This window comes from Eudoraea adriatica DSM 19308 (assembly GCF_000382125.1).
GTDB classification, from domain to species: domain Bacteria; phylum Bacteroidota; class Bacteroidia; order Flavobacteriales; family Flavobacteriaceae; genus Eudoraea; species Eudoraea adriatica.
In genome coordinates this window covers 1-24,004 of the sequence record NZ_KB907549.1, presented here as the reverse complement: position 1 = coordinate 24,004, position 24,004 = coordinate 1, and the positions used below count along the sequence as shown (strand labels likewise).

The window sequence follows — 24,004 nt, the reverse complement described above, 5'->3', positions numbered from 1 at the left end:
TTTTTATTCTTTAAAAAATTCCCGGCATTATATATTCTTTAATTTATCCCACCAAAGGTGGTTTATCGTTAGCAAAGGGCTGATGGTAATGCCTCCTGCCTGTGGCCTTGTATAGTGCATTGGCCAAAGCACCGAATACCGGTGGAAATGGAGGTTCGCCCAGTCCTGTAGGGTCAATTTCGTTTTCTACAAAATAAACTTCTATGTTCTTCGGTACTTCGCTATGGCGAATAATCTTGTAACTATCAAAATTACTCTGCTCAGGTTTTCCGTCTACAAAGGAAAGATTGCCATACATCGCATTCCCAATACCATCGATGATTGCCCCTTCCGCCATATTGGAAGCAGCATCCGGGTTGATCACGATGCCGCAATCAACGGCACAGACTACTTTTTCCACTTTTGGCGTATCACCATCCATTACAACATCTACCACATGGGCGGCGTAACTGTTATGGCAGAAATAGGCGGATACACCTCTGTGAACCCCTGGTATGGATTCACCCCATTTAGATTTTTCCCTTACCAGTTTGAGCACTCCGGCCAGGCGGTCAGCATCATAATCGTTTTTTTCACCAACTGGATTATTTTTAGCACTTTCCAACAGTTCTAATCGAAAATCGATAGGGTCTTTTCCGGCCTCTTCGGAAATTTCATCTAAAAAGGCCTGTTCAACACCGGCCATAAAGTTGGAACGCGGTGCCCGGAATGCACCTATGGTAATATTTGAATTGATTTCCCATTGTTGGGCCAAATAATTAGCTACTGCCCCCGCCGGAAATCGATTTGCAAACAATGGAGTTTCTGGCACCCCTCCGGCCTTCACATGAAAGGCAATCAAATTATTGTTTTCATCAAGTGCTGCGCGGTAGTTAGCTTGATAGGATGGGCGATAGATGCCAAAAGTCATATCATCTTCCCGACTGTAAACCAGTTTTATTGGTGCTTTTGCCTGTTGCGAAATAAGGGCTGCCTCAACGGCATAATGACCATAGGCTCTTCTACCAAAACCACCTCCCATACGGGTAAGTTCAATGTCTATTTGTTCAATGGGAATACCCAATCGTGCCGCGACAGTTGATTCGGTCAAACCAGGTGCCTGCAAGGGCCCGGCAAGCCTTGCTCCCTCCTTGGTGACATGGGCAAAAAAGTTCATGGGTTCCATACAGTTGTGTGCAAGGAATGGACAGGTATAGGACCGTTCTATGACTTTTGCCGCAGTTTTAAAGGCAGTTTCAGGATTACCGTCCTTACGTGCCGTAGTTCCCGAAGTAGCGGCCATTTCGTTCATTTTGGCATAGTGTACGCCAGTACTTTCCAGACCACCGGGTATATGTACTTCCATTTCAGTGCCAAATCGATCTACAATAAATTTTGAATCTGAGATGGGCTCCCATTCCACATTCAACTTCGTTTTGGCGTTCATGACTTCCCATGTTGTGTTACCAACAATGACCACCAAATCAGTAAAGGCATTGGTGTCAAAATAGCCCCGTTTCATATTATCTTCCAGGGTCTTAATCTTGAAAACATCCACAATACCGGGCATAGTGCGAACTTCGGAATCGTCATAAGATTTCAATTGCAGGCCAAATGCCGGAGGATGCTCTACCATGGCGACAAGGGCATCTTCAAACTGGTAATCAGAGCCGAACAATGGTTTTCCGGTGATGATTTTTTGGTTCTCGACATTCTTTTTTGAGTTGCCGATAATCGTGAAGTCTTTAACTTCCTTCAGAGATACTTCTTCTGGTATTTCCATTTGTGCTGCTATGGCAGCCATTTCCCCAAAGCCGGCAGAATTTTGGGAGGCTTTGTGGGTAAGCACGCCTTCTGAAACTTTGACTTCTACTACGGGAACTTCCCATGTTTGTGCAGCGGCTTCTCTCAACATTTGTTTTGCTGTGGCACCCGCCATGCGCAATCCTTCCCAACGTCGACGGATACCCTGGCTACCACCTGAGAATTGCCAACCGTATTCTTCTGCATTAAAATTGGCTTGCTCCACTAGTACGTCTTTCCATGCCACATCCAATTCGTCGGCCACGATCATGGGCATTGAAGTGATTACCCCTTGCCCAAATTCAGGGTTGGGGGCCATGATGGTCACCAGGCCGTTATCACCAATTTTCAGATAGGCATTGATCTCGAACCATTCTTCAGGCATTTCCTTAACGGCCATAGATTCTACATCCCTGGGTTTGCAGGAGTTTAAAATACTAAAGCCCAATACAAGTCCACCACCTGCCAGACTGGTATTTTTTATAAAGGCACGGCGACCGATCTGCGTTTTTAGGAGTGTCATTTTATATTTTTTAGAATCCACTATGATTCACTGTTAGCCGCCATTTTTACGGCTTTTTTGATACGGACATAGGTTCCACACCGACAAATGTTGCCGTTCATTGCCATTTCAATTTCTGAATCAGAAGGGTTGGGATTCTTTTCCAGCAGCGCGGCTGCTGTCATAATCTGCCCCGCCTGGCAATAGCCACACTGTGGTACGTCTACTTCCAGCCAGGCTTTTTGAACCGGGTGATCGCCATTTTCTGAAAGACCCTCAATAGTAGTGACTTCCTGATTGCCAACAGCCGATACGGTAAGCATACAAGCTCTAACCGCAATACCGCTCAAATGAATGGTGCAGGAACCACATTGTGAGATTCCGCAGCCATATTTTGTTCCAACCAATTTAAGGTGGTCACGCAACACCCAAAGCATTGGGGTGTTGGGATCAACGTCTACTTCTTGTGTTTTTCCGTTGATGTTTAATGAAAATTTTGCCATGATTGTAAAAGTTTCTATGAATTTATGAATTTTCTTTTGTATTTGCTATTTAAAGTTCAAACCTATGGATTAAATGTGTTAAAATTTTGGATTACTATCACTTTGGTTTTAAAATATTAAGTTTCCGCAACCAGGATATTACCTCTAATTCGGTTTCCCTTCTTTTTTCTCCCTTTATGACCAGATAAATACCGTCCCGTTCTATTCCACCTTTTAACGATAGCCCCTGCATAATGGTACTGTTCGGGCACAGCTGTCTTATCTGCTGAAAACCACTACCCACCCCATAACCCGCATTGGTATTGAACGGGATTATAGTTTTACCAGCCAATTCGTATTTATGCAAAAAACTTTTAATCGGAGGCGGCAATTGCATGCCCCAGGTGGGGAAGCCCAAAAAGACCGTGTCGTATTGATCCAAATTAATCCTGGTTCTCAAAGGGGGCAAGTAACCGGTCTCGTTTTCCCGGGCTACCTGCCTTACTGTGGCAGTATAATCTTCGGGATATGAATTTTCCAATTCCAGGGCCACCAAATCACCGCCGACTTTGTCGTGAATTAGCTCTGCAACTGCCTTAGTGTTATTGGTGCGTGAGAGATATATAATCAAAGTATTGTCAGAAGCCTGAGGCTGCTGTTGCCCGGATTGCATCTGTAAACAAGATGAAAACAATGTAAATAGAACTAAGATCTTATGGTACATATATTTCCCAGATAAAATTATTATTGGTCTATCAAAGCGGTCTCCGGCCCTCTAACGCCCACCAATGGTATTTTTTCCAGTGCCCCCCTGAATTCCATCAATTCTGTATTGGTGAATTTTATGTTGAGGGTACCCATGTTTTCTTTCATATGATGGAGTTTTGTTGTTCCGGGAATAGGGACGATATAAGGCTTTTGTGCCATTACCCAGGCCAGAGCAATTTGAGCTGGGGTGGCATCTTTCTTTCTGGCCCATTCGCGAACCAGAATGAGCACTTTCATGTGGGCTTTAATAGCTTCTGGTGTAAAATACGGTACCGAGGCAAATCTGGAATCTGCTGAAAAGCGACTATATTCATTAAATTTATCGCCCAAAAACCCTCTGTTTACAGCACCCCATGGCACAAAGCCGATACCCAATTCACCGCAGGTGTCAATGACCTCATTTTCCAATGCTCTCTGAATCATTGAATATTCACTTTGAACTGCTGCAACGGGTTGCTCAGCATGGGCCTTTCGAATCGTAGTAGGGGAAACCTCTGATAAACCAAAATGCAGGGCTTTCCCTTCTTTGATCAGGTTTTTTACGGTTCCGGCCACATCCTCAACCGGAACATTAGGGTCCAAACGATGCAGATAGAGCAAATCAATGCGGTCCGTCCGCAACCTTTTCAACATGCCTTCTACAGCCTGTTTTATAAATTCCGGCTTGCTGTTTCTACCCCCTCTTTGCCCGGAGGTCAAATCAAAACCAAACTTACTTGCAATGACCACCTCATTACGCATAGGAGCAAGTGCTTCGCCTACGAGTTCTTCATCCGTAAATGGGCCGTATACCTCTGCTGTATCAAAAAAATTAACACCAAGATCCACAGCTCCCCGTATCACGGGAATCATGTCTTTTTTATCACGAGGTGGATTATAGCTGCCACTTTTCATGCTCATACAACCAAGTCCTATTGGCGATACTTCCAATGCGCCCAACATCCGCTTTTCAGGGTTGGAAGCTGCTTTTAAACCCTCAATTTTACCGGTTGAACTTTTTTCGTTCGAAAAAGCCAGTGGGCCTGCCACCATACCCGCTCCTAGAAGGGCAGATTTTGATATAAAATTTCTTCTGTTCAAATTATTTCCTTTCGCTTTCATATGCGTATACTTAAATTAATACTACTTAGTTCTGTAGGTGTGTTTGCAAAAAATCAATAACCTTGGTCCGTATATTTTCCACATCGAACATTTCTCCAAAATGTGGGGCTTCCTTAACCATGATCAATTCGTTTTCAACACCATTCACCGTCAACCAAGAACTTAAGAGCTGAGATTGCCTTGGCGAAACCAAATCATCCTTTTCCCCATGAACAATCAGAAAAGGAGGATCCTTTTCATCCACATAGGTTACCGGACTAGCCATCTTGGCCAAGTCAGGTCTATCAAGGGGAGGAGCACCAATCAATAAAGCTTCAGGCGATTTGGCATCATTGGCCCCTGGGAATAAAATCAGTTCGGCGGGACCGTAGAAATCCACCACGGCCTTAAAACCAAACGCTTTAGTGGTTTTCGGCACAAAGAAATCGGCAATATCATTATTTTTTGAAAGTCCCATCAAGGAAGCCAGATGACCCCCTGCGGAAAATCCTATTAAGGCAATTCGGTCTTTATCGAAACCGTACCTATCTGCATTATCGACCAAAAAGGAAACCGCACGATTACAGTCTTGAATTTGGGCCGGGAAAACAGCTTGGGTCGCGAAACGATAATCAATGGAGGCCAAAGCAAAACCTTTAGAAACAATTTCAGCAACGGTTTCTTTCATGTACCCGATATCGGCGTATTTGTCATTGACCAACCAACCGCCGCCATGCACAAATACGACCAAGGGTATTTTACCGGATACTTTTTGGGGCAAATAGATATCCAACAAATGTTTTTGCAATGTGTCGTTGGCATAGTTAATATCGCCATGCAAAACCGTTCCCTCAGGAAATACCTCAATAACCCGATTGGTTTGTGAAAAACCTTCACCTATTAAGGTTAAAAACAATACTGCTGTTGCGACTATGTTGTTGAATTTATTCATAGAATGCACAACTGGTTTATATACCGCGTGATTGTAGTTCGTTTCTGAGTTTAACCCCCTTTTCAATGACATCCAATCTCGCTTTTCTTGGATCTGGTTTTCCAACGGCTGCACCATCTAACTGTATATCCATAATTTCACCTTCATTTTTAGTATAGACTGGCCAGTTTGGTAATCCATCTCCATTCGGGTTTCCGTTCTTGGCGAAATTTACCCAGTACCCATTCATGATTTCCCCCACTTTTTTATCTTCAGGAGTTGTCTCTGGATTACCCCAACGTGCATCAAGATTATTAAACACATAGCCAACTTCGGAACCATGGCCGGCACCGTATTTCATTCTTTCCTTCATAGGTTCGGGTACAAAACCAAAATGGTAAATAAACGTAGGTTCACCTTTTTCCGCGAAAGCCCTGGCGGCAAAACGTCCCGGTTCTCCCCACACCCAATCGGTATTGAACTTGGTAATCACCTCTTCAAAATCTTTGGTGCCATCAGGATCATAGGCAGCTTGTGCTTCCTCCTTAAACTCGCCAAAAAGTGAAAACAGTTCTTCTTTTGTCTTACTGTTATTGACAAAACTACCCCCGATTTCGGCGCTGTTAGAACCGATCATCAATGGTATTTGCATTTGTCTACCAGCGTTGTAGGCACTTTCAGCTGTTTCTACCACCAACGAACCGTCCAAAATAGGTCCTGAATACGTTCTTGGACCACCTTCACCATCATTTTCTTGACCGCTATCTACAATTTCTTCCACAGGCAATGCGCGCAACCTGCGTAAGGCATCGGCATCCGTACCTTCTATTCCATGTTTTTTGGCAAAGTTGACACCGATTGTTTCGGCCGAAAACTTGTAAAAGGGATCAGCATTATCTTCTCTGATGGGCCGCCCGGTAAGAACACCATCCCTGCCGCCACCAGATTGGCTGATGGCTTTGTGGAAAAGTCCCTTTGCATCTGGAATGGTCATTAAAGAGTGTACCGATACGCCACCCGCAGAAAAACCAAAAATCGTCACACTATCAGGATTACCACCAAAAGCGGCAATGTTCTTTTGCACCCATTGCAGTGCTGCAATTTGGTCCATATAGGCATAACTGCCTTTATGTTCTTCAGGATTTTCGGCGCTCAACGCTGGAAATGCAAAATGCCCTAAACGCCCCAAACGGTAATTAATGGTGATTAAAACCACTCCCTTCTTCGCAAATTCATCACCCGCGATTCCAGCTCCGGAACCACTTCCACCAACAAAGCCTCCACCATGAATCCAAACCATGACGGGCAGGTTCGCACCCGTATTTGCATCAGCGGGTTTCCACACATTTAGGTACAGGCAATCTTCGGATGAACCTTCACTAATGGTTCCCGGGGCCCCACCCCAACCGGACTGTGCGCAGTTGGCACCATATTCCGTAGCATCCAATTCACCTTCCCAAGGTGATAATGGTTGAGGGGCTCTCCAACGAAACTCACCAATTGGAGGAGCCGCAAAGGGTATTCCTTTAAAACTGGCTACACCATCTTCTTGCACACCACGGATTACACCCAATTCGGTTTTTACTTTGGGTGCACTTTCTTGTGCAGAAATAGCAACTCCTATTAATAAACTCAATCCTAAAATATACTTTTTCATTTTTGTTATTAAATTGAGTTATTTAAGTTTATTTCCTTGTCATTAATTTACCGAAGTTGAGATTTGCTTAATGTGCAATTTCATGGGTATCACGAACGCTGCTGAAGGTAAGGTCCAACAACTTCCAGTTGTCTCCTTCTTTTTTATAGAATTCGGTCACCGTAAATTCATTAGACACGTCATTGCCACGAACATGGGCCATTAGAGTAATGCGGTTCCATAGTACTACAGTGTTATTATCAAAAACTTCTACGACAACATCATGTACATCCGCATTTTTATACCAGATACTTCCGGTTTCAATTATTTCAAGTTCCCTGTCTTTTTTCCAGGAACCGCTCATGTGTACAAAACGGGATTTATCATGAAACAGGTCTGCTAGTTTGTTAACATCCTTATCTGCCATCCATTCCCATTTTGCTTTGGAAAGATCTTTGATTTCCTGTTCAATTTTAGCATTTTGTGCAAAGGACGATGCCCCTAATGTGATAGTTAAAATTGCGATAAGTAATGTTCTCATATTTATAATTTTAAAGGGTTTATGTTTAAATTTTATTAATTCAATTTTCTAAAAATCTTGGGCATAGTTTCTGCATCTACCGCCTCCATATCAATTAATTTTAAGTCTTTGACCATTTCCAAGGTCGTCTCTTTATAGTGCTTAAAATGTGGTGTTTGTAAATGCGATTCATAGGCTTCTTTGTTTGCATAAACCTCCAAAAGCCTGACTTGTGTTGGTTTCTCTTTTTCAAACATAGGATATATACAAATCACCCCCGGCTCTAAACGCACCGAGGCTTCGGATTCTTCTTTGAGAATGGCAACATAGGTATCAACAAAATTGGAATCAATTTCAATTTCTGCAATCCTTACCATCATTTCAGCTGGATTTGTGTAGTTTTTAGCTTTTTTGGTTTTTTGAGCAGAGGAACCTGCCGATAGAGCAATCAAAACAAAAAGCAATCCAAATTTTTGAAGTCTCATTTTGTTATTTGTGTTAGTCCAATTCATTTTCTTTTAACCATTCCGATATCAGATCGGCAATCTCCAAATTCTTCAGATTATACGGGTAAGCTAGGGATTTTTAATTAAATAAAATCACTCTCCTCCAAAAGTATAAAGTACTCATTTTAATTCACTTACCCATTTTACGGTTTTACATACCACTTTTACATATTTTGGGCAACTTGTTTGATACCCTGCTAATCTATAGCTTATCTTTAACTAAAAATCAAACGGATCATGGAGAATGTTTTGAACGTTAATACAGTAAGTGATTATCTTGATTTGCGAAAACAAGAGGTATTACATCCTTTGGTAGGGATTGTTGATTTTAAAAAAGTAAATGAAACGGGGAATACTAGTAGGAGGTATGATGCTTTCCATTTTGGGTGCTATGCCATCTTTTTAAAGGATGCCACGGGCTGTAAAATGATGTATGGTGGTAAATCATATGATTATGATGAAGGGACGCTGGTTTTTATAGGCCCAAACCAAACCATTGAATTGACTAATTACGATCCCGGCTTTAAGCCTGAGGGCTATGCCCTGCTCTTTCACCCGGACCTTTTTTTGGGCACGGGTATGGGTAAAAAAATCAATGACTATAGCTTTTTCTCATATGCCACGAATGAAGCGCTGCATCTGTCGGTGAAGGAGCGAAAAGTGATTTTAAGTTTGTTGGACAAGATTCAATTTGAATTGGAACAAACCATTGACAGGCACAGTAAAAAATTGATTGTGGCGAACCTTGAACTATTTTTGGATTATTGTATACGATTTTACGACAGGCAGTTTATCACTCGGGAAAGCGTAAATCAGGGCATCGTTGAAAATTTTAAAACTCTCCTGGATGATTATTTTAATTCCGAAAAACCTCAAAAACAAGGTACACCTTCGGTTAGTTATTTTGCGAAGGAACAGCACCTTTCTTCAAATTATTTTGGGGACCTGGTTAAAAAGGAAACCGGTAAAAGTGCCCATGAACATATTCAAACCAAACTTATTGAAGTTGCTAAGGAAAAAATCATTAATCATGATAAATCACTTAGTGAGATTGCTTATGAACTTGGGTTTAAGTATCCTCAGCATTTTACCCGGCTATTCAAAAATAAAGTTGGGTATACGCCTAATGAATACAGGTTGTTGGGCTAAATGAGCCATAACCGGCTTTCTACAAAAGAAAATCCTTATTTTTAACTTCCTGGAGTCCGGACCGAAAATCCTATGGGATTTCCCGTATCGTATTCATAGCTTTAAAGTCATTCAAAACAAGTGACCTGAACAATAGAAATGTCAAAACAACAGATATGATAATTCAAATAATCAAACTAAAATCCCAACTTCCGGAAGAGGAGTTGTTAAGAAGAGCCAAAGAACGAGAGGCACAATTTAAGTCCTTGCCAGGACTTTTACAGAAATATTATGTGAAACTAGAACAACCCGGGCAATTTGGAGGAATTTATATATGGGATTCTGAAGAATCATTAAAATCTTATGGTAAATCAGCCTTAGCGTCCAGTATTCCGGAAGCTTATGAAATTGTAGAAGCTCCGAATATTGAGATTTTGAATGTGCTGTTTAAACTTAGGGAATAAATTACGCAATACCTGCCAGGGTCTAAAAATTAATTAATTCATATTTTATTAATTACCACCTTACCATTATGAATTAGTCATTTATACCTCGGTAAAAAAGTTATTAAAGTAACCTTATTCAAGGAATTTAAAAACTGAATAATACCGCAACCTGGTATGAATATGTGTCATTATTACCTTCTCTAAAACTACCGGGAACAAGGAAAGCCTCATCCTATGCCAACTATAGGAATTTAAAATAACCAATAACTATCCACTAGTTAATTTGTTTAAGAGAATTTGTTTAGGTTTTAGCCCTATGAATTTGGATTTCTAATTTACCGGCAAGGAAAATATTTCTTATCTTTAAATATTAGGTAAGTCGATTGATTTTGGTTCTTCCTCCTTCCGACTTAACCGCTTCGCGTTAAGCTCAAATTGCGCCAGACAGAGCCAAATCATAGATTCCCCCTTATGTCCTATTAAATAAAAACTAACTTGAAGTTCAGTGAAATTAAAAAAATATACAGCAGAGCTTAAAAGGCGTAAGGTATTTAAGTCAGCGATAACCTATTTAATAGTTGCATGGTTAATTGCCCAGGTATCTGATATTATTCTTCCGACGTTTAATGCGCCGCCATATTTTATGAAAGCCCTGATCTTTATATTGATTATAGGCTTTCCTATAAGTCTGATATTTGCATGGGTATATGAATTGTCCCCAAAAGGAATTAAAAAATTCAAAAATATTGAAACGCAGACACCACCATCACAAGAAACAAGCCAACAACCCATCGAGGACAATAAAAAACTAGCGGTCTTGCCCTTTCAGAATATCAGCCCCGGCAATGGCAGCAATTATTTTAGTGACGGATTGACAGAAGAAATCATTATCCGTCTATCAGGAATCAAGGAGCTTGAAATTGCTTCACGACGAACTTCCATGCGGTATAGAGATTCTGAAATGGATATTGCATCCTTGGGTCGGGAATTAAACGCTAGATATATTTTACACGGTACGGTGCGTAAACATCAGAACGACTTAAAAATATCCACGGAATTAATTGATGTCGAAAAGGATTCTGAACTTTGGGCCGAAATTTACAGTGGAAAGATGGCTGATGTTTTTGGTATCCAGGAAAAGGTGGCAAAAAAGATTGCAAATTCATTGCAATTAAAGCTTACTCCAAAAGAAAAAGCCGCACTTGGTAAAAAGGCAACATTAGATACCGGGGCTCATGATGCTAACTTAAGAGCTCGTGAGTTTCTGTTGAGATATACAAAGAGTTATCTTCTTTTAGCGATAGAACTTTTTCAAAATGCAATAGATCTGGATCCAAAATATGCAACTGCCTATGCCGGGATGAGTGAGGCTTGTGGATTGTTATATGAAACGCATGATAGAGATCCCTCTTGGCTTGAAAAGGCTGAAGAATCGGCATTGAAGGCACTTATCTATGAACCTTCCTCGTCTGAAGCATATAGTGCACTCGGGCTGGTTTATTACAATAAGAAATTACTAAATGAGGCATTAGTAGCTGTTGAAAAAGCTATTTCTTTTGACTCTGACAATTTTTTTGCCTACTGGATAAGGGGCAGACTCTACAGAATGATGGACAGAGACTCTGAGGCCACAGGAGATTTCAATAAGGTATTAGATCTTAATAGTGATTTCCATTCAGCTTATGGAGATTTGCAGATGTCTTATGAAAAATTGGAAGACAAGGAAAATCTGCAGAAAACTATTCAACGAGCGGCATTATTTTACCCCTCCTATTTACTGCGAAACCCTGATGACTCACGCGCCAGACAATTTTATGCCTTTACATTAAAAAGATTAGGCCGCCTGGAAGAAGCCAAAAAGGAAATGTATAAAGGGATTAAACAAAACGAAAACGACCCAATTATTATTTATAATGCAGCTTGTTTTTATGCTTTAATTGGCGATAATGCTGCTTCAATTGAAAATCTTAAAAAAGCAATAGATAATGGCTTTGGCAATTATGAATATATTAAACATGATCCCGATTTATATAGCTTAAAAAAGGAACCTGAATTCATTTCGCTATTAGAGGGGAAATAAAATAGCTTAGGCAGACAACATGCATAGCTCATGTCTGCGGTGATAAGCAAAAAATTATTAGATTTAAGTAAAATAATTATAAGTACAACGTATTATCTTATGCCTTCTTGTTCATTGTATATAGGAGACCGTTGAACTTTATTCCTATAACTCCTTTTTAATAGTGTTCTTAAGGAGAAGCTATAGGAAAAACCAATTATCATAGGATGCTTTCAAACATCACACAACGATTAGTAGTGCAAAATATAGAAGCCTTACAGAAAGGCAGTTTAAAAAAGTATCTGCTTTATGCAATAAGCGAACTTATTCTTATAGCCATTGAGCTATTAATCGCCATTAACTTTTTAGATAATAACCTTTAACCAAATACGCAATATTATGAGAACATTAAAAAACTTAATTGTCAAAGCTAACTTTATTGGAATAGTAGTATTAGTTTCATCTTCTTTTTTGTTCATACAGTCTTGTAAAAGTGAGAAAAAAAGTACCCCGGTAGAAACCGCTGCTGAGCCCAAAGAGAATGTTATAGAAATAATAACGGAGAATATGGATTTTCAAATGCCCGATACTATTCCCTCCGGGTGGAATACGTTTCGTTACAAAAATCAATCACCTCAAACGCATTTTTTCCTTGTAGACAAGTATCCTGAAGGGAAGACTTCGGAAGATGCAGAAAAAGTTATAGGTCCGGTCTTCGATAGTGCAATGAAACTAATTATGGAAGGAAAACCTGAGGAAGGTTTTGCTGAGTTTGCAAAACTTCCTGAGTGGTTCAGCGAAGTTGTGTTTGTAGGAGGTTCAGGGCTACTCTCTCCAGATCAGGTGGCAGAAACAACAATAAATTTAAAACCGGGTAAATACATTATTGAATGTTATGTAAAAATGAGCAATGGTGTATTCCACACCTCTATGGGAATGACAAAAGATATTGTAGTAAAACCTGTTGATTCCGGCAATAAAGAATTGATTGCAGATATTGCCATTAATATTTCGAGTACAGATGGCATAGTATTTAATGACTCTATAAATTCTGGTAAACACACCTTTTCCGTATTCTATAAGGATCAAATTGTTCATGAAAATTTTGTTGGGCATGATATAAACCTTGTCAGGCTGGATGAAAATGCCAATCTCGAAGAGTTGGAGAATTGGATGAATTGGGCGGACCCTAAAGGATTGATAGAACCGGCACCGGATGGTATCACCTTTATGGGTGGTGTAAATGATATGCCGGAGGGTAATATTGGGTTTTTCACAGCAAATTTGGAACCTGGCAAGTATGCGTTAATATCTGAGGTGCCAAACGCTTTAAGTAAAAACATGCTAAAAACATTTGTAGTACCTGAATAATATAATCCAAAAGTAGTTATTGCTGGTAACTCATTAAATGAAATAAATTACTTGTTCTCTGCGTACTTGGAAAATCCTCTGGTTTTTCCTCAAGTCCGTTTTCTATTTGCTAACTTAGACATAACTAAAGCACAAATAGATATGGAAAATATAACTAAAGGATTAAAACGCCGGGAGTTTTTAAAAGGAACCGCAAAAATTGCTACAGCAACTATTGTTTTAGGTTTAGGCAGCTCAAAATTACTTGGAGCTATTGGCGATAAGCAAAAGGCGATAGCCATTCCTACTGTACAACTCAACAACAATGTGACAATGCCAATTTTAGGATTTGGCACAAACACATTAAAAGGGTCAATTGGTGTTCGTAGCGTGTTTGAAGCAATTTCAGTAGGTTATCGCCTTATTGATACCGCTCATATTTATGGAAACGAGGAAGCCGTTGGGGAAGGTATTAAGCAAAGTGGTATTGATAGAAAGGAACTATTTATAACCTCTAAACTTTGGGTGGATGATATGGGTTATAAAAGCACTATAAATGCGTTTGAAACATCTATAAAAAAGTTAGGGGTTGAATATTTAGACCTTTATCTTATCCATCGTCCCAGAGGAGATGTTAAAAGTTCATGGTTGGCAATGGAAGAGCTCTTTGCAGCGGGTAAAATCAGGGCTATCGGGGTTAGTAATTTTGAGCCTGAACAACTTGACGAATTAAAAACTTATGCCAAAATTGAACCCACAATTAATCAAATAGAAACCCATGTTTTCTTTCAAGAGAAAATATCCTATCCATTTTTAAAGAATTCCAGGACACAAATAGAAGCCTGGTCTCCTTTTGCTGCCGGAAGGAATGGAATTTTTAGCAACCAGACTTTGGCTGCTATAGGCAAAAAGCACCAAAAGAGCATAGCACAAGTATGCCTGAGATGGCATTTCCAACGGGGTGTTGTTGCTATCCCAAGATCTTCACAAAAAGCACATATGATCGAAAACCTGAACATTTTTGATTTTGAACTTGATGAAGCTGACATGAATACCATAGCCTCTCTGGATCTAAATAAAACTCAATTTCCTGAATGGGGGTAATTTAAAAAAACTATACTAGCTTGTGTATAAACCATTAAAACCATTCAGGGACAATACTGTTGGCCATCAAACAATTGAAAAACTACTTACATTATGAAATCAAAAATAAAAATCTCTCCCCTCAATCTATTGCTATGTGCTGCAGCTATTCTTTCTATGGGTTATTTGGTTGGATGTCATTCCAATGCGGAAGCACCGTCTTATCCGCAGGGAATTATTTTGAATAGTGGTCCGGGTCTTGAAAATATTCAGGATGTGACAGATGTCTTTCTTGAAGCATGGAATAAAAGAGACGCCACAGCTTGTGCAAATACGTATTCTAAAGACGCCATTTTTATGCCGCAAGGTGAATCTTCTATAGTAGGAAGAGAAAATATTCGGAAGTTTTTCAATGAAAATGAATGGGAGACTACAAACGATGCTAAAATGAATATTGAAGAAAAAGTAGACGAGGTTATTTATTTTGGTGAATGGTCTGTGATGAGAGGAACAGGGGAAATTACAGTTACTGAGGCGGATGAGATAGAAGATAAATATAGATTTAAGTGGGTTATGTTGAGTAAAAAGAATGAAAAGGGCGAGTGGGAGTCTGTTTGGGATATATTCAATGAAGAATTACCCTGCAAAGGAATTTAGAATCTGTTTCTACGGTTGCTTCTAAAAAAGTGGGGAGATATGTCCCGTATCTTCATCCTGATGAATATTAAAAATTCTATCTTCAAATTTTTAAACCAAAATCAAATATTATGGAAAACCAAAACGCAACTTACATATTAACTGAAATATGGAATGCAAAGCCCTCCTGGCTAAATTTGACAGAATCACAGCGAAGAGAATATTTCGACAAAAAAATAAATCCTTTGCTGATGGGAATGGTTGAAAAAGGTGCTGAAATATTGGGATGTGCCGTTAACGGTAACACAGGTGCTGAGCGAATGAATTATCAATTTATGGCAGTCTGGAAATTACCAAACAAGGCCCTGTCAGATCAGCTGGAAGCAGCAGCAAAAAAAGCCGGTTTTCTTGACTACTTCGACCAGGTAAATTTTAGTGGAAATATGATACCGCCGCCCGTTTTAAATGAAAGTATGGTGAATGTATAGGTAAACCATTAATTTCAAAGAATAGGTTTAACAAAATAGCTGACAAATGAAAAAGGAAAATAGTCTGGTTCTGGGAATAGCATTTGGAGTTGCAATTGGAACTGCAATAGGAGTTACCACGGATAATCTGGGGTTGTGGCTTAGTTTAGGGGTAGCCATAGGTGCTGCATTTGGCACTGCAATTATGCAAAAGGACAAAAAGGCTGATGACGATAAATCCTTATAGTCTCACTTCCGGTAAACAGAAAAAATCTTTAGATGAAATCAATTTCTTTATCCATTGTTTTCCTGCTTTCAGCGCTTACTTCTTTTGGACAATCAGGCACTAATTTCTCAAATGAGGAAGTCGTTGAAGATTTAAAATATCTTTACGAAACACTAAAAGATGCACATTACAATCTGTATGCCTATACTACGGAACAAAAGTTTGATTCGGCCTATCATAAAGTAAAAGGTGCTATCCATAAAGATTCATTAAACTTATTGGAAACTACCAACCTTTATCAACGCTTAATATCCGTGGTAAATAATGGTCATACAGAGATTGATTTTCCGGGACAATCCTATTTGGAATATGCCTATGGGGGCGGAACTGTTTTCCCTTTGGAAATTGCCTTTGAATACGATAAAGCATTGGTAAGAAAAAACTGGTCTGATATTGATGAAATTAAAGTTGGCTCGGAGATTTTAAGTATAAATGGGATGGCTATGCCAGAAATTCTCTCAAAAATATATCCCCAGGTATCTGCCGAACGCACATATTTTAAAAATGCCAAAATAGAAATGTATTCTTTTCCAAGATATTACTGGCAGGTTTTTGGACAGCAGGATGATTTCCGTATTGAAATTGTTTCAGGTGAAACTGTCAACAATTATTTGATAAAAGCTGTAAGCGCATTGGACGGTTTTGAGATGAAAAGGACTGAAGTGATAACCGGCGCGAGGAATCTAAAATTTATAGGTGCTTCTGCTTACCTTAATCCAGGGGGTTTTGGTGGGGATGAGGATAAATACAGACGGTTTATAGATTCTGCTTTTTTGGAAATAAAAGATAGAAAGAGCAAAAATTTAATTGTAGATCTCAGAAATAATTCTGGAGGCAATGATTCTTTTAGCGATTATTTAGTATCTTATATTGCGGATAAACCTTTTAAATGGACTTCGGGATTTACACTTAAAACAAGTAAATTTCTTAAGGAGCATACCAGGCAGCACAATGATACGACTGCTGTTTATTTTCAAAAAATACTGACCCATAAGAATGGAGAAATTTATGATTATGAGTTTGATGAATACCAGCCACAACCTAAACAAAAGCGATTTGTGGGTAAAGTGTTCGTTTTGGTCAATAGGCAATCGCACTCTCAGTCGGCCGTCACCGCTGCCCAAATACAAGACTATAATTTTGGAACCATTGTAGGGGAGGAGACTGGTGATTATCCATCCTTGTATGCATCTCAATTTCAATATGTGCTGCCAAATACCGGCATTCCTGTTAAGGTTTCCAAAGGATATATTGTTCGCGTTAGCGGAAGTACTGCAGAACAAGGGGTAATTCCTGATTACTTCATCAAAGACCATTTATTGGATGAAGATGATGAAATATTAAATGGTTTATTAAAGAAAATTGAAAAAAAGTACTAGGCACTACAGGGTATATAGGTTAATGCACTAAAGTCCATATCCTGTGATTGCAAGGAGAATTTTAGAAATTAGCCAATAGATAAAAATAACCCAATTTCATGCAAAAAATTAATATCAAAGAAGGTCCTAAACTTGAGGATTACAAGGCGTATGGCAGCCTGAACAACTTAGTATACGAATTTTTGGAAACCACAAAAAAGTCGATCGCCGAACTTGAAGGCTGCACCATATGGATGATCAATTCAACTGCCACAGGTGGTGGTGTAGCGGAGATGCTACCAAGCCAAATACGTATTTTGCGATCCCTGGGGGTACGGATTGAATGGATGGTCATTGAGGCGAAGGATGAATCATTTTTTAACCTTACCAAACGAATACACAATGCAATACACGCCAGTGGTGATGGCATATTTACCGAGGAAGATCGTGCCATTTTTGAGAAGGTTAATGCACAGAACGCAGATCGGGCCGTTGCGGCTATTCAGGATGGGGATCTGGTTGTAATCCATGATCCGCAACCCATGCCGCTCGCAGCAATGATAACTAAAAAGCGAAATGTAAAAATGGTATGGCGATGCCATATTGGTTTAGAAGAACAAAATAAAACGACCAGGGGAGTATGGTCATTTTTATCCGATTATTTTGATTCATATGACCAGTTTGTTTTCAGTCTGCCTTCCTATGTTCCAGAAGAACTGAAAAAGAAAACCTCCATAATTACCCCTGCTATAGATCCCCTGAGCCATAAGAACAGGATACTGCATACAGATAAATGCATCGGTATCTTATTGCAATCGGGCATAATCAGTGGCCGTGAACCTTTGCTCTACGGTTATTATGAGCATCAGGCAAGGCGTATAATGCCAGATGGCTCTTACAATGCAGTGAACCACAACAGTGATCTGGATCTTATTTACAGACCAACTGTCACTGAAGTCTCCCGGTGGGACCGTTTGAAAGGTTTTAAAGAACTTATGGATGCCTTTATTATGATGAAAAGGGAAAATGAAGCTTCCTCAGATACTTCCGGTGTCCCTTATAAAAGGATTAAAGCTGCCAGATTGATTTTAGCCGGCCCTGATCCTGCATTTGTAGCGGATGATCCTGAGGGAGAGGAAGTACTGAACGAATTGATTGAACAGTACCAATCTATCGATCCCGACCTGCAGGCCGATATAGCTATTTTACTGCTACCACTGGATAACCCCAAGGAAAATGCATTGATCGTTAACGCCTTGCAACGTTTCTCGAATATTATAGTCCAAAATTCGATCCAGGAAGGGTTTGGGTTAACAGCAACAGAAGCCATGTGGAAACAACGGCCGGTTTTGGTCTCAGGAGCGGCAGGATTGCGTTTTCAGGTACAGCACAATGTCAACGGAAAAATTAATGAAGATCCTACGGATCTAATCAGTTTGGCCAATATGATAAAAAACATGCTCAACAACCCGAAAGAACGAGACAAGTGGGGCTTTAACGGACAGATCAGGGTTATTGAGAATTTTACACTTTTTAGCCAGATAGCTTCATGGCTATCGGTCCTGTCTAAATTAAGATAAGTACCTGGTTTTTGCATAAATGCGATTAGAAGCCAAGTCGCTGAATTTTGGATTTTCCTGGACGTGTTTGATAATGAATGTTTATCTTTAATGGGGAGCAGACGGAATTATTTGAATTTGCTAAACAGCTGCGTAGGCAAAAATATGGCCGGAACTAAAACCACATAATTGAAGTATTTCTGTCAGCAAAAATGATAAGAATCATGCTAAAGGATTACCTTTTTGATTATATTCCTCAGTAACTAAGACCAATATATAAGATTTGACCGCCTAAAACGACAAGTCTCCAATGGCTGCTATAAAAAAACTAGCTTCAATCATGTTTACCGACATAGTCGGTTATACTGCTTTGATGGGATCCGATGAGGATAAGGCATTTGAAGTGTTGCGAAAAAGTCGGGAAATTCATATCAAAAGTATCAATCAATTCAAAGGCAAACTTATCAAGGAAATGGGCGACGGTATGTTAGCTCAGTTTGATACTGCAATAGATTCGGTCTTGTGTGCCATTGAAATACAAAAGCAATCTGGAAAGCAAATCAAAGAGAAAATTCGGATTGGATTGCACCTGGGGGATATTACTTTTGATCACGAAGATATTTTTGGCGATGGTGTAAATATAGCCTCCCGATTGCAATCGGTTGCAGATCCGGGAGGTATTTATATATCAGAATCCATTCAAAAGGCTATTCGGGCTAAAAGTTCTGTCGGAACCAAATATTTGGGAAAAATCAAATTAAAAAATGTTGATTTTCCTGTAAACACTTATTGTATTCTAGAAGAAGGATTGCCAGTCCCTTCTGCTGCTAAAATAGAGCAACTAAAAGGAAGATCCCTGTTTCATAAGCTTAGCAGGTCGGTTTATGTCTATATAATTTTGTTGCTTTTGATCATTGCCAATGGACCCTGGATCGGAAATTACTTTAAAACTGATGCACCTGCAATATCCTCATTACTTATTCTACCCTTCGACAATTTTACCGGGGATGCCTCATTGGAATATATTGTCGAGGGAATACACGATGCATTAATAGGTGATGTAGGAAAAATAAGTGCCCTTAGGGTCCCTTCCACACGAACTGCCAATGCTTATCGGAATGTAGAGAAATCAATCCCTCAAATAGCCACAGAACTTAATATAGATGCAGCCGTGGAAACTTCAGTGTCTTGCTACGGCGAAAATATTTGTGTTCAGGTAAAATTAGTTAGTGCATTTCCTGAAGAGAAGCAGTTATGGGTTCATAATTTTAACATTGAGAAAGGCGAACTTTCGAATCTTTCCAAAAAAATCACCAAAGAAATTTCCCGGCAAATTAATTTAAACCTGACTCCTCTGGAAGAACAATTGCTGGCTGAAGCCAGGCCTATAGATCCTGATGCTTACGAGGCTTATTTAAGGGGTATGGCGCATTGGGAGTTGGGTACCAAGCCAGATCTGGATCGCGCCATGGAATATTTTCAATTGTCCAGTGAAATTGATCCTGATTATGCCCTTGCTTATTTAGGGATTTCCAGAACCTGGGGAGGATATGCGCAACATGGATTTTTACCCTATCATGAAGTCTCCGGGAAAGTTGATGTTGCGAGAAATAAAGCGCTGACGCTAGATAGTACGCTTGTAGAAATCCATGCAGGAATGGCCACCAAATATACATGGGGTGACTGGAATTGGAAGAAAGCAGAAAAAGAGTTCTTGAAAGCAATTGAGCTAAATCCAAATTATGCATTTTCGCATGCATATTATTCACATTTTCTGGCAATTATGGGCGATCCCGAAAAAGGGCTTCCGCATAGTGAACTAGCTATGGAATTAGATCCATTTAACACTTTATATATGTCCATTCATGCGCAAGCCCTTAAAAATGCCGGTAGGTTTGATGAAGCCCTTGAACTATTGCTAAAACTATATGAAATTGAACCGGACCAGGGCATTGCACTTCCGGCCCTGTGGGCAGTATATCACGAATTGGGAGATTCTCAAAAGGCACTTGATATAGCTAAAAAAATATACGAATTAAGGGAAAATGAGCTAGCCTTAAAATCTCTTGAAGAAGGATTTGAAGAAGGGGGCTACCATTTGGCCATGCAACGCACCGCTGAGATGATGATCTCTCAACGAGGTTCGATTTATTTTCCTTCATGGCAAATATTTACCCTTTATTGCCGCGCAGAGATGAAAGTAGAGGCCCTGGAATGGCTCGAAAAAGCATTTGAAGAACATGATAGCAACATGCCTTATATCAGTATAGACCCTCTTTTTGATTTTTTGCGTGATGACCCCGGATTTCTAAAAATCCTTGAAAAAATGAATTTGTCTGCATAAAAATTATAATCCGATAAAGTGCTTTTATAAACCTGAGCTGTTGCATTCCAAATTTGGAGTATTTAAAAGGATTTATAGTAAAACTTTGCAGGTTAGAAAATAAAATTGCCAAACAAATAATCGTCTGGTTTTCTAAGTCCACCTGACGGCCTCCTGTTCAGGATCAGGCCGCAAGCGTAATCCTGAAATTATAAATACTAAACTCCAAATTCCAAGCTTGTATTTTAGCAACACAATACAGGAATAATAAAGGTCAGTAGGATAAATAAAACTACCGACCTTTTGCAATACTTTTATATTAGTTTATTGATAAACTCTTATATAATCTACTTCCATGGTACCTTCGGTAAACGCACTATCAATAGCTCCACCAAGTGTGCCGCCCATGGCGATGTTCATAATAAAAAAGAAATCGGCGTTAAACGGAGTTCCGGAAGAATTCACAAAACTGGTATGGATAAATTCATCATCGACTACAAACTTGATGCTGTCTGGAGTCCATTCCACCGTGTAATTATGAAACTCAGTAGTAGCTGTGGCTATGGGGATAGAACCAGTCACCGCAGTTCCACCAAAGTTCCCGGGATAATGTAAAGCACTTGATGTAATATTGGGACTGTTTCCAACATGTTCCATAATATCTATTTCACCACAATCTGGCCATCCCACTGTATCAAAATTAGCACCCAAGGCCCATAATGCAGGCCATGTGCCTCCACCAGAAGGGAGTTTAGCCCTAATCTCTACACGACCATAGGTAAACTCATATAAGTTCTCGGATTTGATTCGTGCAGAAGTAAAGGCACCTACAGGGCTCACTCCAAAATCGAAGAAGACAACGATACGATCAAAGTTATATGCCGGAGCCATGCTAAAATCAAAAGTCAGAGTTTCCCAACTTTCAGATACCGTGGTACTCATGTCAACTTCATAATTTTCATCGGCATTAGCAGAATTTTCAAGTTTTAGTTTCACAACCGCGCCAACTGTTGGAGACCAGGTTTTCATACTGATACTTGAATACGTTGTCAGATCTAATGGGTCGGATAAATTAAAGAATGATCCGGCAAAAGTTTCAGCACCTAAAGGTTTGGTAGATTCTCCCACCATGGCAGATGTATTTTCACCTGAGGCATCGGGATTGGCTACAACCTGTGTAGATGCACCTCCAAAACCTGTAAAAGTTGGTGCGGTTCCTTCGAAATCATCAACTGTTGAAGTGGCTCCGCCGGTAGCAACCAACGTAATATCATCAAAATAATGTACCGCAGCTTCTCCGCCCTGAGATATGGCTGTAATTTTTAGCATTCCACCTTCGACGACAACATTTTCGGGATCATCTGTATAGGTTTGCACCTCATTATTTCCCCATCCTCCTGCACCAAGATCGTAGGTCCAATTGGCGGGATCAGGAGCACCGTCTACATCAAATTCATCTGACCATACCAAAGTATTATAAATGCTTTCAAGCTTTTCGTCTCCACCTCCGGTTGCCGGTTCTGAAGAAAACCTATGATACCATGCCAAATCCGGATTGAGGGCGTCATATGTTCGTACATATAGCAAATCTTCGCTTATGGATAGAATTTCATAGGTAGAAGACCCTACGTAATACCCCATAAACCCGGCATCGGAAAAATCTATTTGCGTTCCTGTTGTTTCTGCCTCCGGAACATTGCCTTGTACGGATGTCAGGGTAACCGTTTTGGAACCCGAAGTATCAAAATCATAACAAAAATCGTCTACCTCTGTACCTCCTGCCACATCTTTGTGCGCGGAATTGAAAAAGGTCTGTCCCTTGTTATCCAGGGTATAAGATATTACATCGCCACTTATTGAAAAGGTCAGCTCATCGTCACACAGGCAATCCGAATCAGGGCTACCACACTTTTCGAAAGCCTGGGCTGAATACCATTTAGGGTACCACCAATCTCCGTCGATTCCTTCCCGTGCAGGACCTACCCCGAGGTGTCCCGGTTCTGCCGCCGACAAATACCATGTTTTTGAATCATCGTTGGTCAGCAAAGAAATGATCTCAGCAAACTCGGACGTTCCCCCGTCAACATTTACTGCTATTTGAATTGTCTCCGAAATACTTAGTCCCCTTGCTCCGTTTGCTGTGACAGTAACACTATAGGTATTCTGTCCACCCTTATCATAGAACTTAACGACATTGCCCGTAAGTGATTCTTGAGATGTATCATCACCAAAATCAAATGTATATGAAGAGGCATTTGAAGCCTTTGCTTCAAACATAACCTTTCCGGAGCCATCATTACTAATTTCTGATGTAACTACAAGATTAGATGGGGTTAACACTTCAGGAGTATCCTCAGAACAACTCAATAAAATTAATAAGAGTGTCGAAATAATGAAATTGATACTTTTCATAGTTTTCTTTTTTTTAACTCGTTACGGCTTTGTTCCGGAAATTAGTTCAGGTCTTGAATCAGACATTGGAATACCTTATGCCGTTACATTTTTTTTTTACAATATAATAGTTTTGTAAGCAAAATCCATAATAATTACTTTTATTACGTCATTCCGTGCCGGCTACAATTTGTGTTGTGCGCCTTCATAGAGGGATAAAACTGTATTGTTCATGTCTTTTCCTGTCTGGTCTTATTGTTTTAACTGCTTAAGTGTCTGCTGACCCTGGGCTATAAAAACAAAAAATAATCCAACCACTTTCGTGATTGGATTCTCTCGGTCGGGTTTGTACAACGAAGTTTCTCCTGGATAAACGTAGTTGTGGTGGCAGGATTACCTTCGGTGATCCTGGAATGGGGTTTTTTGCTCAAGAAAAACCATACAAAGCTGCGCTTCGTTACGTTTTTTATTTTACTTACTCCTTCAAGCAAGCTTGAGTCGCCATAAAATAGAAAAACCAGACACTTAAGTGTCTGGTTTTTCTCGGTCGGGGTGGCAGGATTCGAACCTGCGACCTCCTGCTCCCAAAGCAGGCGCGATAACCGGGCTACGCTACACCCCGATGGTCATCTATAAATCGTTTTGCTCCGCGTTTCTTAATGCGTTTTTCCAACTGCATAGCCTCTGATCTGCTATCCATAGGTATTTGCA

21 protein-coding genes and 1 tRNA gene are annotated in these 24,004 nt (G+C 40.0%); 12 read left to right on the top strand and 10 right to left on the bottom strand.

Annotation, left to right across the window (positions count from 1 at the left end; all coding sequences use genetic code 11):
- Positions 1 to 43: 43 nt before the first annotated feature.
- From G504_RS0109685 to G504_RS0109650, 8 genes are all read right to left on the bottom strand, one after another.
- Entirely contained in the window at positions 44 to 2,305 is a 2,262-nt protein-coding gene (locus G504_RS0109685) for a xanthine dehydrogenase family protein molybdopterin-binding subunit (RefSeq protein WP_019669973.1), read from the bottom strand.
- Positions 2,306 to 2,325: 20 nt separating this feature from the next.
- A complete protein-coding gene (locus G504_RS0109680; RefSeq protein WP_019669972.1) occupies positions 2,326 to 2,787 on the bottom strand; it encodes a (2Fe-2S)-binding protein in 462 nt (153 codons plus the stop codon).
- Positions 2,788 to 2,884: 97 nt separating this feature from the next.
- Positions 2,885 to 3,490, bottom strand: a complete 606-nt coding sequence (locus tag G504_RS0109675; protein ID WP_040444078.1) for a flavodoxin — start codon at positions 3,488 to 3,490, stop codon at positions 2,885 to 2,887.
- 20 nt (positions 3,491 to 3,510) lie between these two features.
- A complete protein-coding gene (locus G504_RS0109670; RefSeq protein ID WP_019669970.1) occupies positions 3,511 to 4,635 on the bottom strand; it encodes an aldo/keto reductase in 1,125 nt (374 codons plus the stop codon).
- 25 nt (positions 4,636 to 4,660) lie between these two features.
- The gene (locus G504_RS0109665) at positions 4,661 to 5,566 is read right to left on the bottom strand and encodes an alpha/beta hydrolase (RefSeq protein ID WP_019669969.1); all 906 of its coding nucleotides are present in this window, start codon (positions 5,564 to 5,566) and stop codon (positions 4,661 to 4,663) included.
- Positions 5,567 to 5,582: 16 nt separating this feature from the next.
- The gene (locus tag G504_RS0109660) at positions 5,583 to 7,202 is read right to left on the bottom strand and encodes a carboxylesterase/lipase family protein (protein ID WP_019669968.1); all 1,620 of its coding nucleotides are present in this window, start codon (positions 7,200 to 7,202) and stop codon (positions 5,583 to 5,585) included.
- A 67-nt stretch (positions 7,203 to 7,269) separates the two neighbouring features.
- The gene (locus G504_RS0109655; RefSeq protein WP_019669967.1) at positions 7,270 to 7,722 is read right to left on the bottom strand and encodes a nuclear transport factor 2 family protein; all 453 of its coding nucleotides are present in this window, start codon (positions 7,720 to 7,722) and stop codon (positions 7,270 to 7,272) included.
- Between the two features lie 35 nt (positions 7,723 to 7,757).
- Entirely contained in the window at positions 7,758 to 8,186 is a 429-nt protein-coding gene (locus G504_RS0109650; protein WP_019669966.1) for a putative quinol monooxygenase, read from the bottom strand.
- A 258-nt stretch (positions 8,187 to 8,444) separates the two neighbouring features.
- Here G504_RS0109650 and G504_RS0109645 point away from each other — a divergent pair, with 258 nt between their 5' ends.
- The 12 genes from G504_RS0109645 to G504_RS0109595 all read left to right on the top strand — a co-directional run bounded on the left by G504_RS0109645 (position 8,445) and on the right by G504_RS0109595 (position 20,923).
- On the top strand, positions 8,445 to 9,356 hold the full coding sequence (locus G504_RS0109645) for a helix-turn-helix domain-containing protein (protein WP_019669965.1): 912 nt from the start codon (positions 8,445 to 8,447) through the stop codon (positions 9,354 to 9,356).
- 155 nt (positions 9,357 to 9,511) lie between these two features.
- Positions 9,512 to 9,799 (top strand): YdhR family protein, encoded by a 288-nt coding sequence (locus G504_RS0109640; protein WP_019669964.1) that lies wholly within the window; start codon positions 9,512 to 9,514, stop codon positions 9,797 to 9,799.
- Between the two features lie 487 nt (positions 9,800 to 10,286).
- On the top strand, positions 10,287 to 11,861 hold the full coding sequence (locus tag G504_RS0109635) for a TPR end-of-group domain-containing protein (RefSeq protein ID WP_019669963.1): 1,575 nt from the start codon (positions 10,287 to 10,289) through the stop codon (positions 11,859 to 11,861).
- Positions 11,862 to 12,067: 206 nt separating this feature from the next.
- Positions 12,068 to 12,223: a hypothetical protein gene (locus G504_RS19660; RefSeq protein WP_157473229.1), complete on the top strand. Its 156-nt coding sequence runs from the start codon at positions 12,068 to 12,070 to the stop codon at positions 12,221 to 12,223.
- A 16-nt stretch (positions 12,224 to 12,239) separates the two neighbouring features.
- Complete coding sequence (locus G504_RS0109630) at positions 12,240 to 13,211, top strand: hypothetical protein (protein ID WP_019669962.1); 972 nt, start codon at positions 12,240 to 12,242, stop codon at positions 13,209 to 13,211.
- 141 nt (positions 13,212 to 13,352) lie between these two features.
- A complete protein-coding gene (locus G504_RS0109625) occupies positions 13,353 to 14,294 on the top strand; it encodes an aldo/keto reductase (RefSeq protein ID WP_019669961.1) in 942 nt (313 codons plus the stop codon).
- Between the two features lie 93 nt (positions 14,295 to 14,387).
- Positions 14,388 to 14,930 carry a YybH family protein gene (locus G504_RS0109620; RefSeq protein WP_157473226.1) on the top strand — a complete coding sequence of 181 codons (543 nt, stop codon included), beginning with the start codon at positions 14,388 to 14,390 and terminating at the stop codon, positions 14,928 to 14,930.
- Positions 14,931 to 15,040: 110 nt separating this feature from the next.
- Complete coding sequence (locus G504_RS0109615) at positions 15,041 to 15,397, top strand: DUF6616 family protein (RefSeq protein ID WP_019669959.1); 357 nt, start codon at positions 15,041 to 15,043, stop codon at positions 15,395 to 15,397.
- Between the two features lie 46 nt (positions 15,398 to 15,443).
- Complete coding sequence (locus tag G504_RS0109610; protein ID WP_019669958.1) at positions 15,444 to 15,623, top strand: hypothetical protein; 180 nt, start codon at positions 15,444 to 15,446, stop codon at positions 15,621 to 15,623.
- Positions 15,624 to 15,655: 32 nt separating this feature from the next.
- Complete coding sequence (locus G504_RS0109605; RefSeq protein WP_019669957.1) at positions 15,656 to 17,041, top strand: S41 family peptidase; 1,386 nt, start codon at positions 15,656 to 15,658, stop codon at positions 17,039 to 17,041.
- Between the two features lie 98 nt (positions 17,042 to 17,139).
- Entirely contained in the window at positions 17,140 to 18,600 is a 1,461-nt protein-coding gene (locus tag G504_RS0109600) for a glycosyltransferase (RefSeq protein ID WP_019669956.1), read from the top strand.
- A gap of 289 nt (positions 18,601 to 18,889) precedes the next feature.
- Positions 18,890 to 20,923, top strand: a complete 2,034-nt coding sequence (locus tag G504_RS0109595; RefSeq protein ID WP_019669955.1) for an adenylate/guanylate cyclase domain-containing protein — start codon at positions 18,890 to 18,892, stop codon at positions 20,921 to 20,923.
- Between the two features lie 303 nt (positions 20,924 to 21,226).
- Here G504_RS0109595 and G504_RS19985 read toward each other — a convergent pair whose 3' ends face one another.
- Positions 21,227 to 23,314, bottom strand: coding sequence for a family 16 glycosylhydrolase (locus G504_RS19985; protein ID WP_240473035.1), 2,088 nt, complete (start codon positions 23,312 to 23,314; stop codon positions 21,227 to 21,229).
- A 526-nt stretch (positions 23,315 to 23,840) separates the two neighbouring features.
- Positions 23,841 to 23,915: transfer RNA gene (locus tag G504_RS0109585), tRNA-Pro, on the bottom strand.
- Positions 23,916 to 24,004 lie beyond the last annotated feature (89 nt).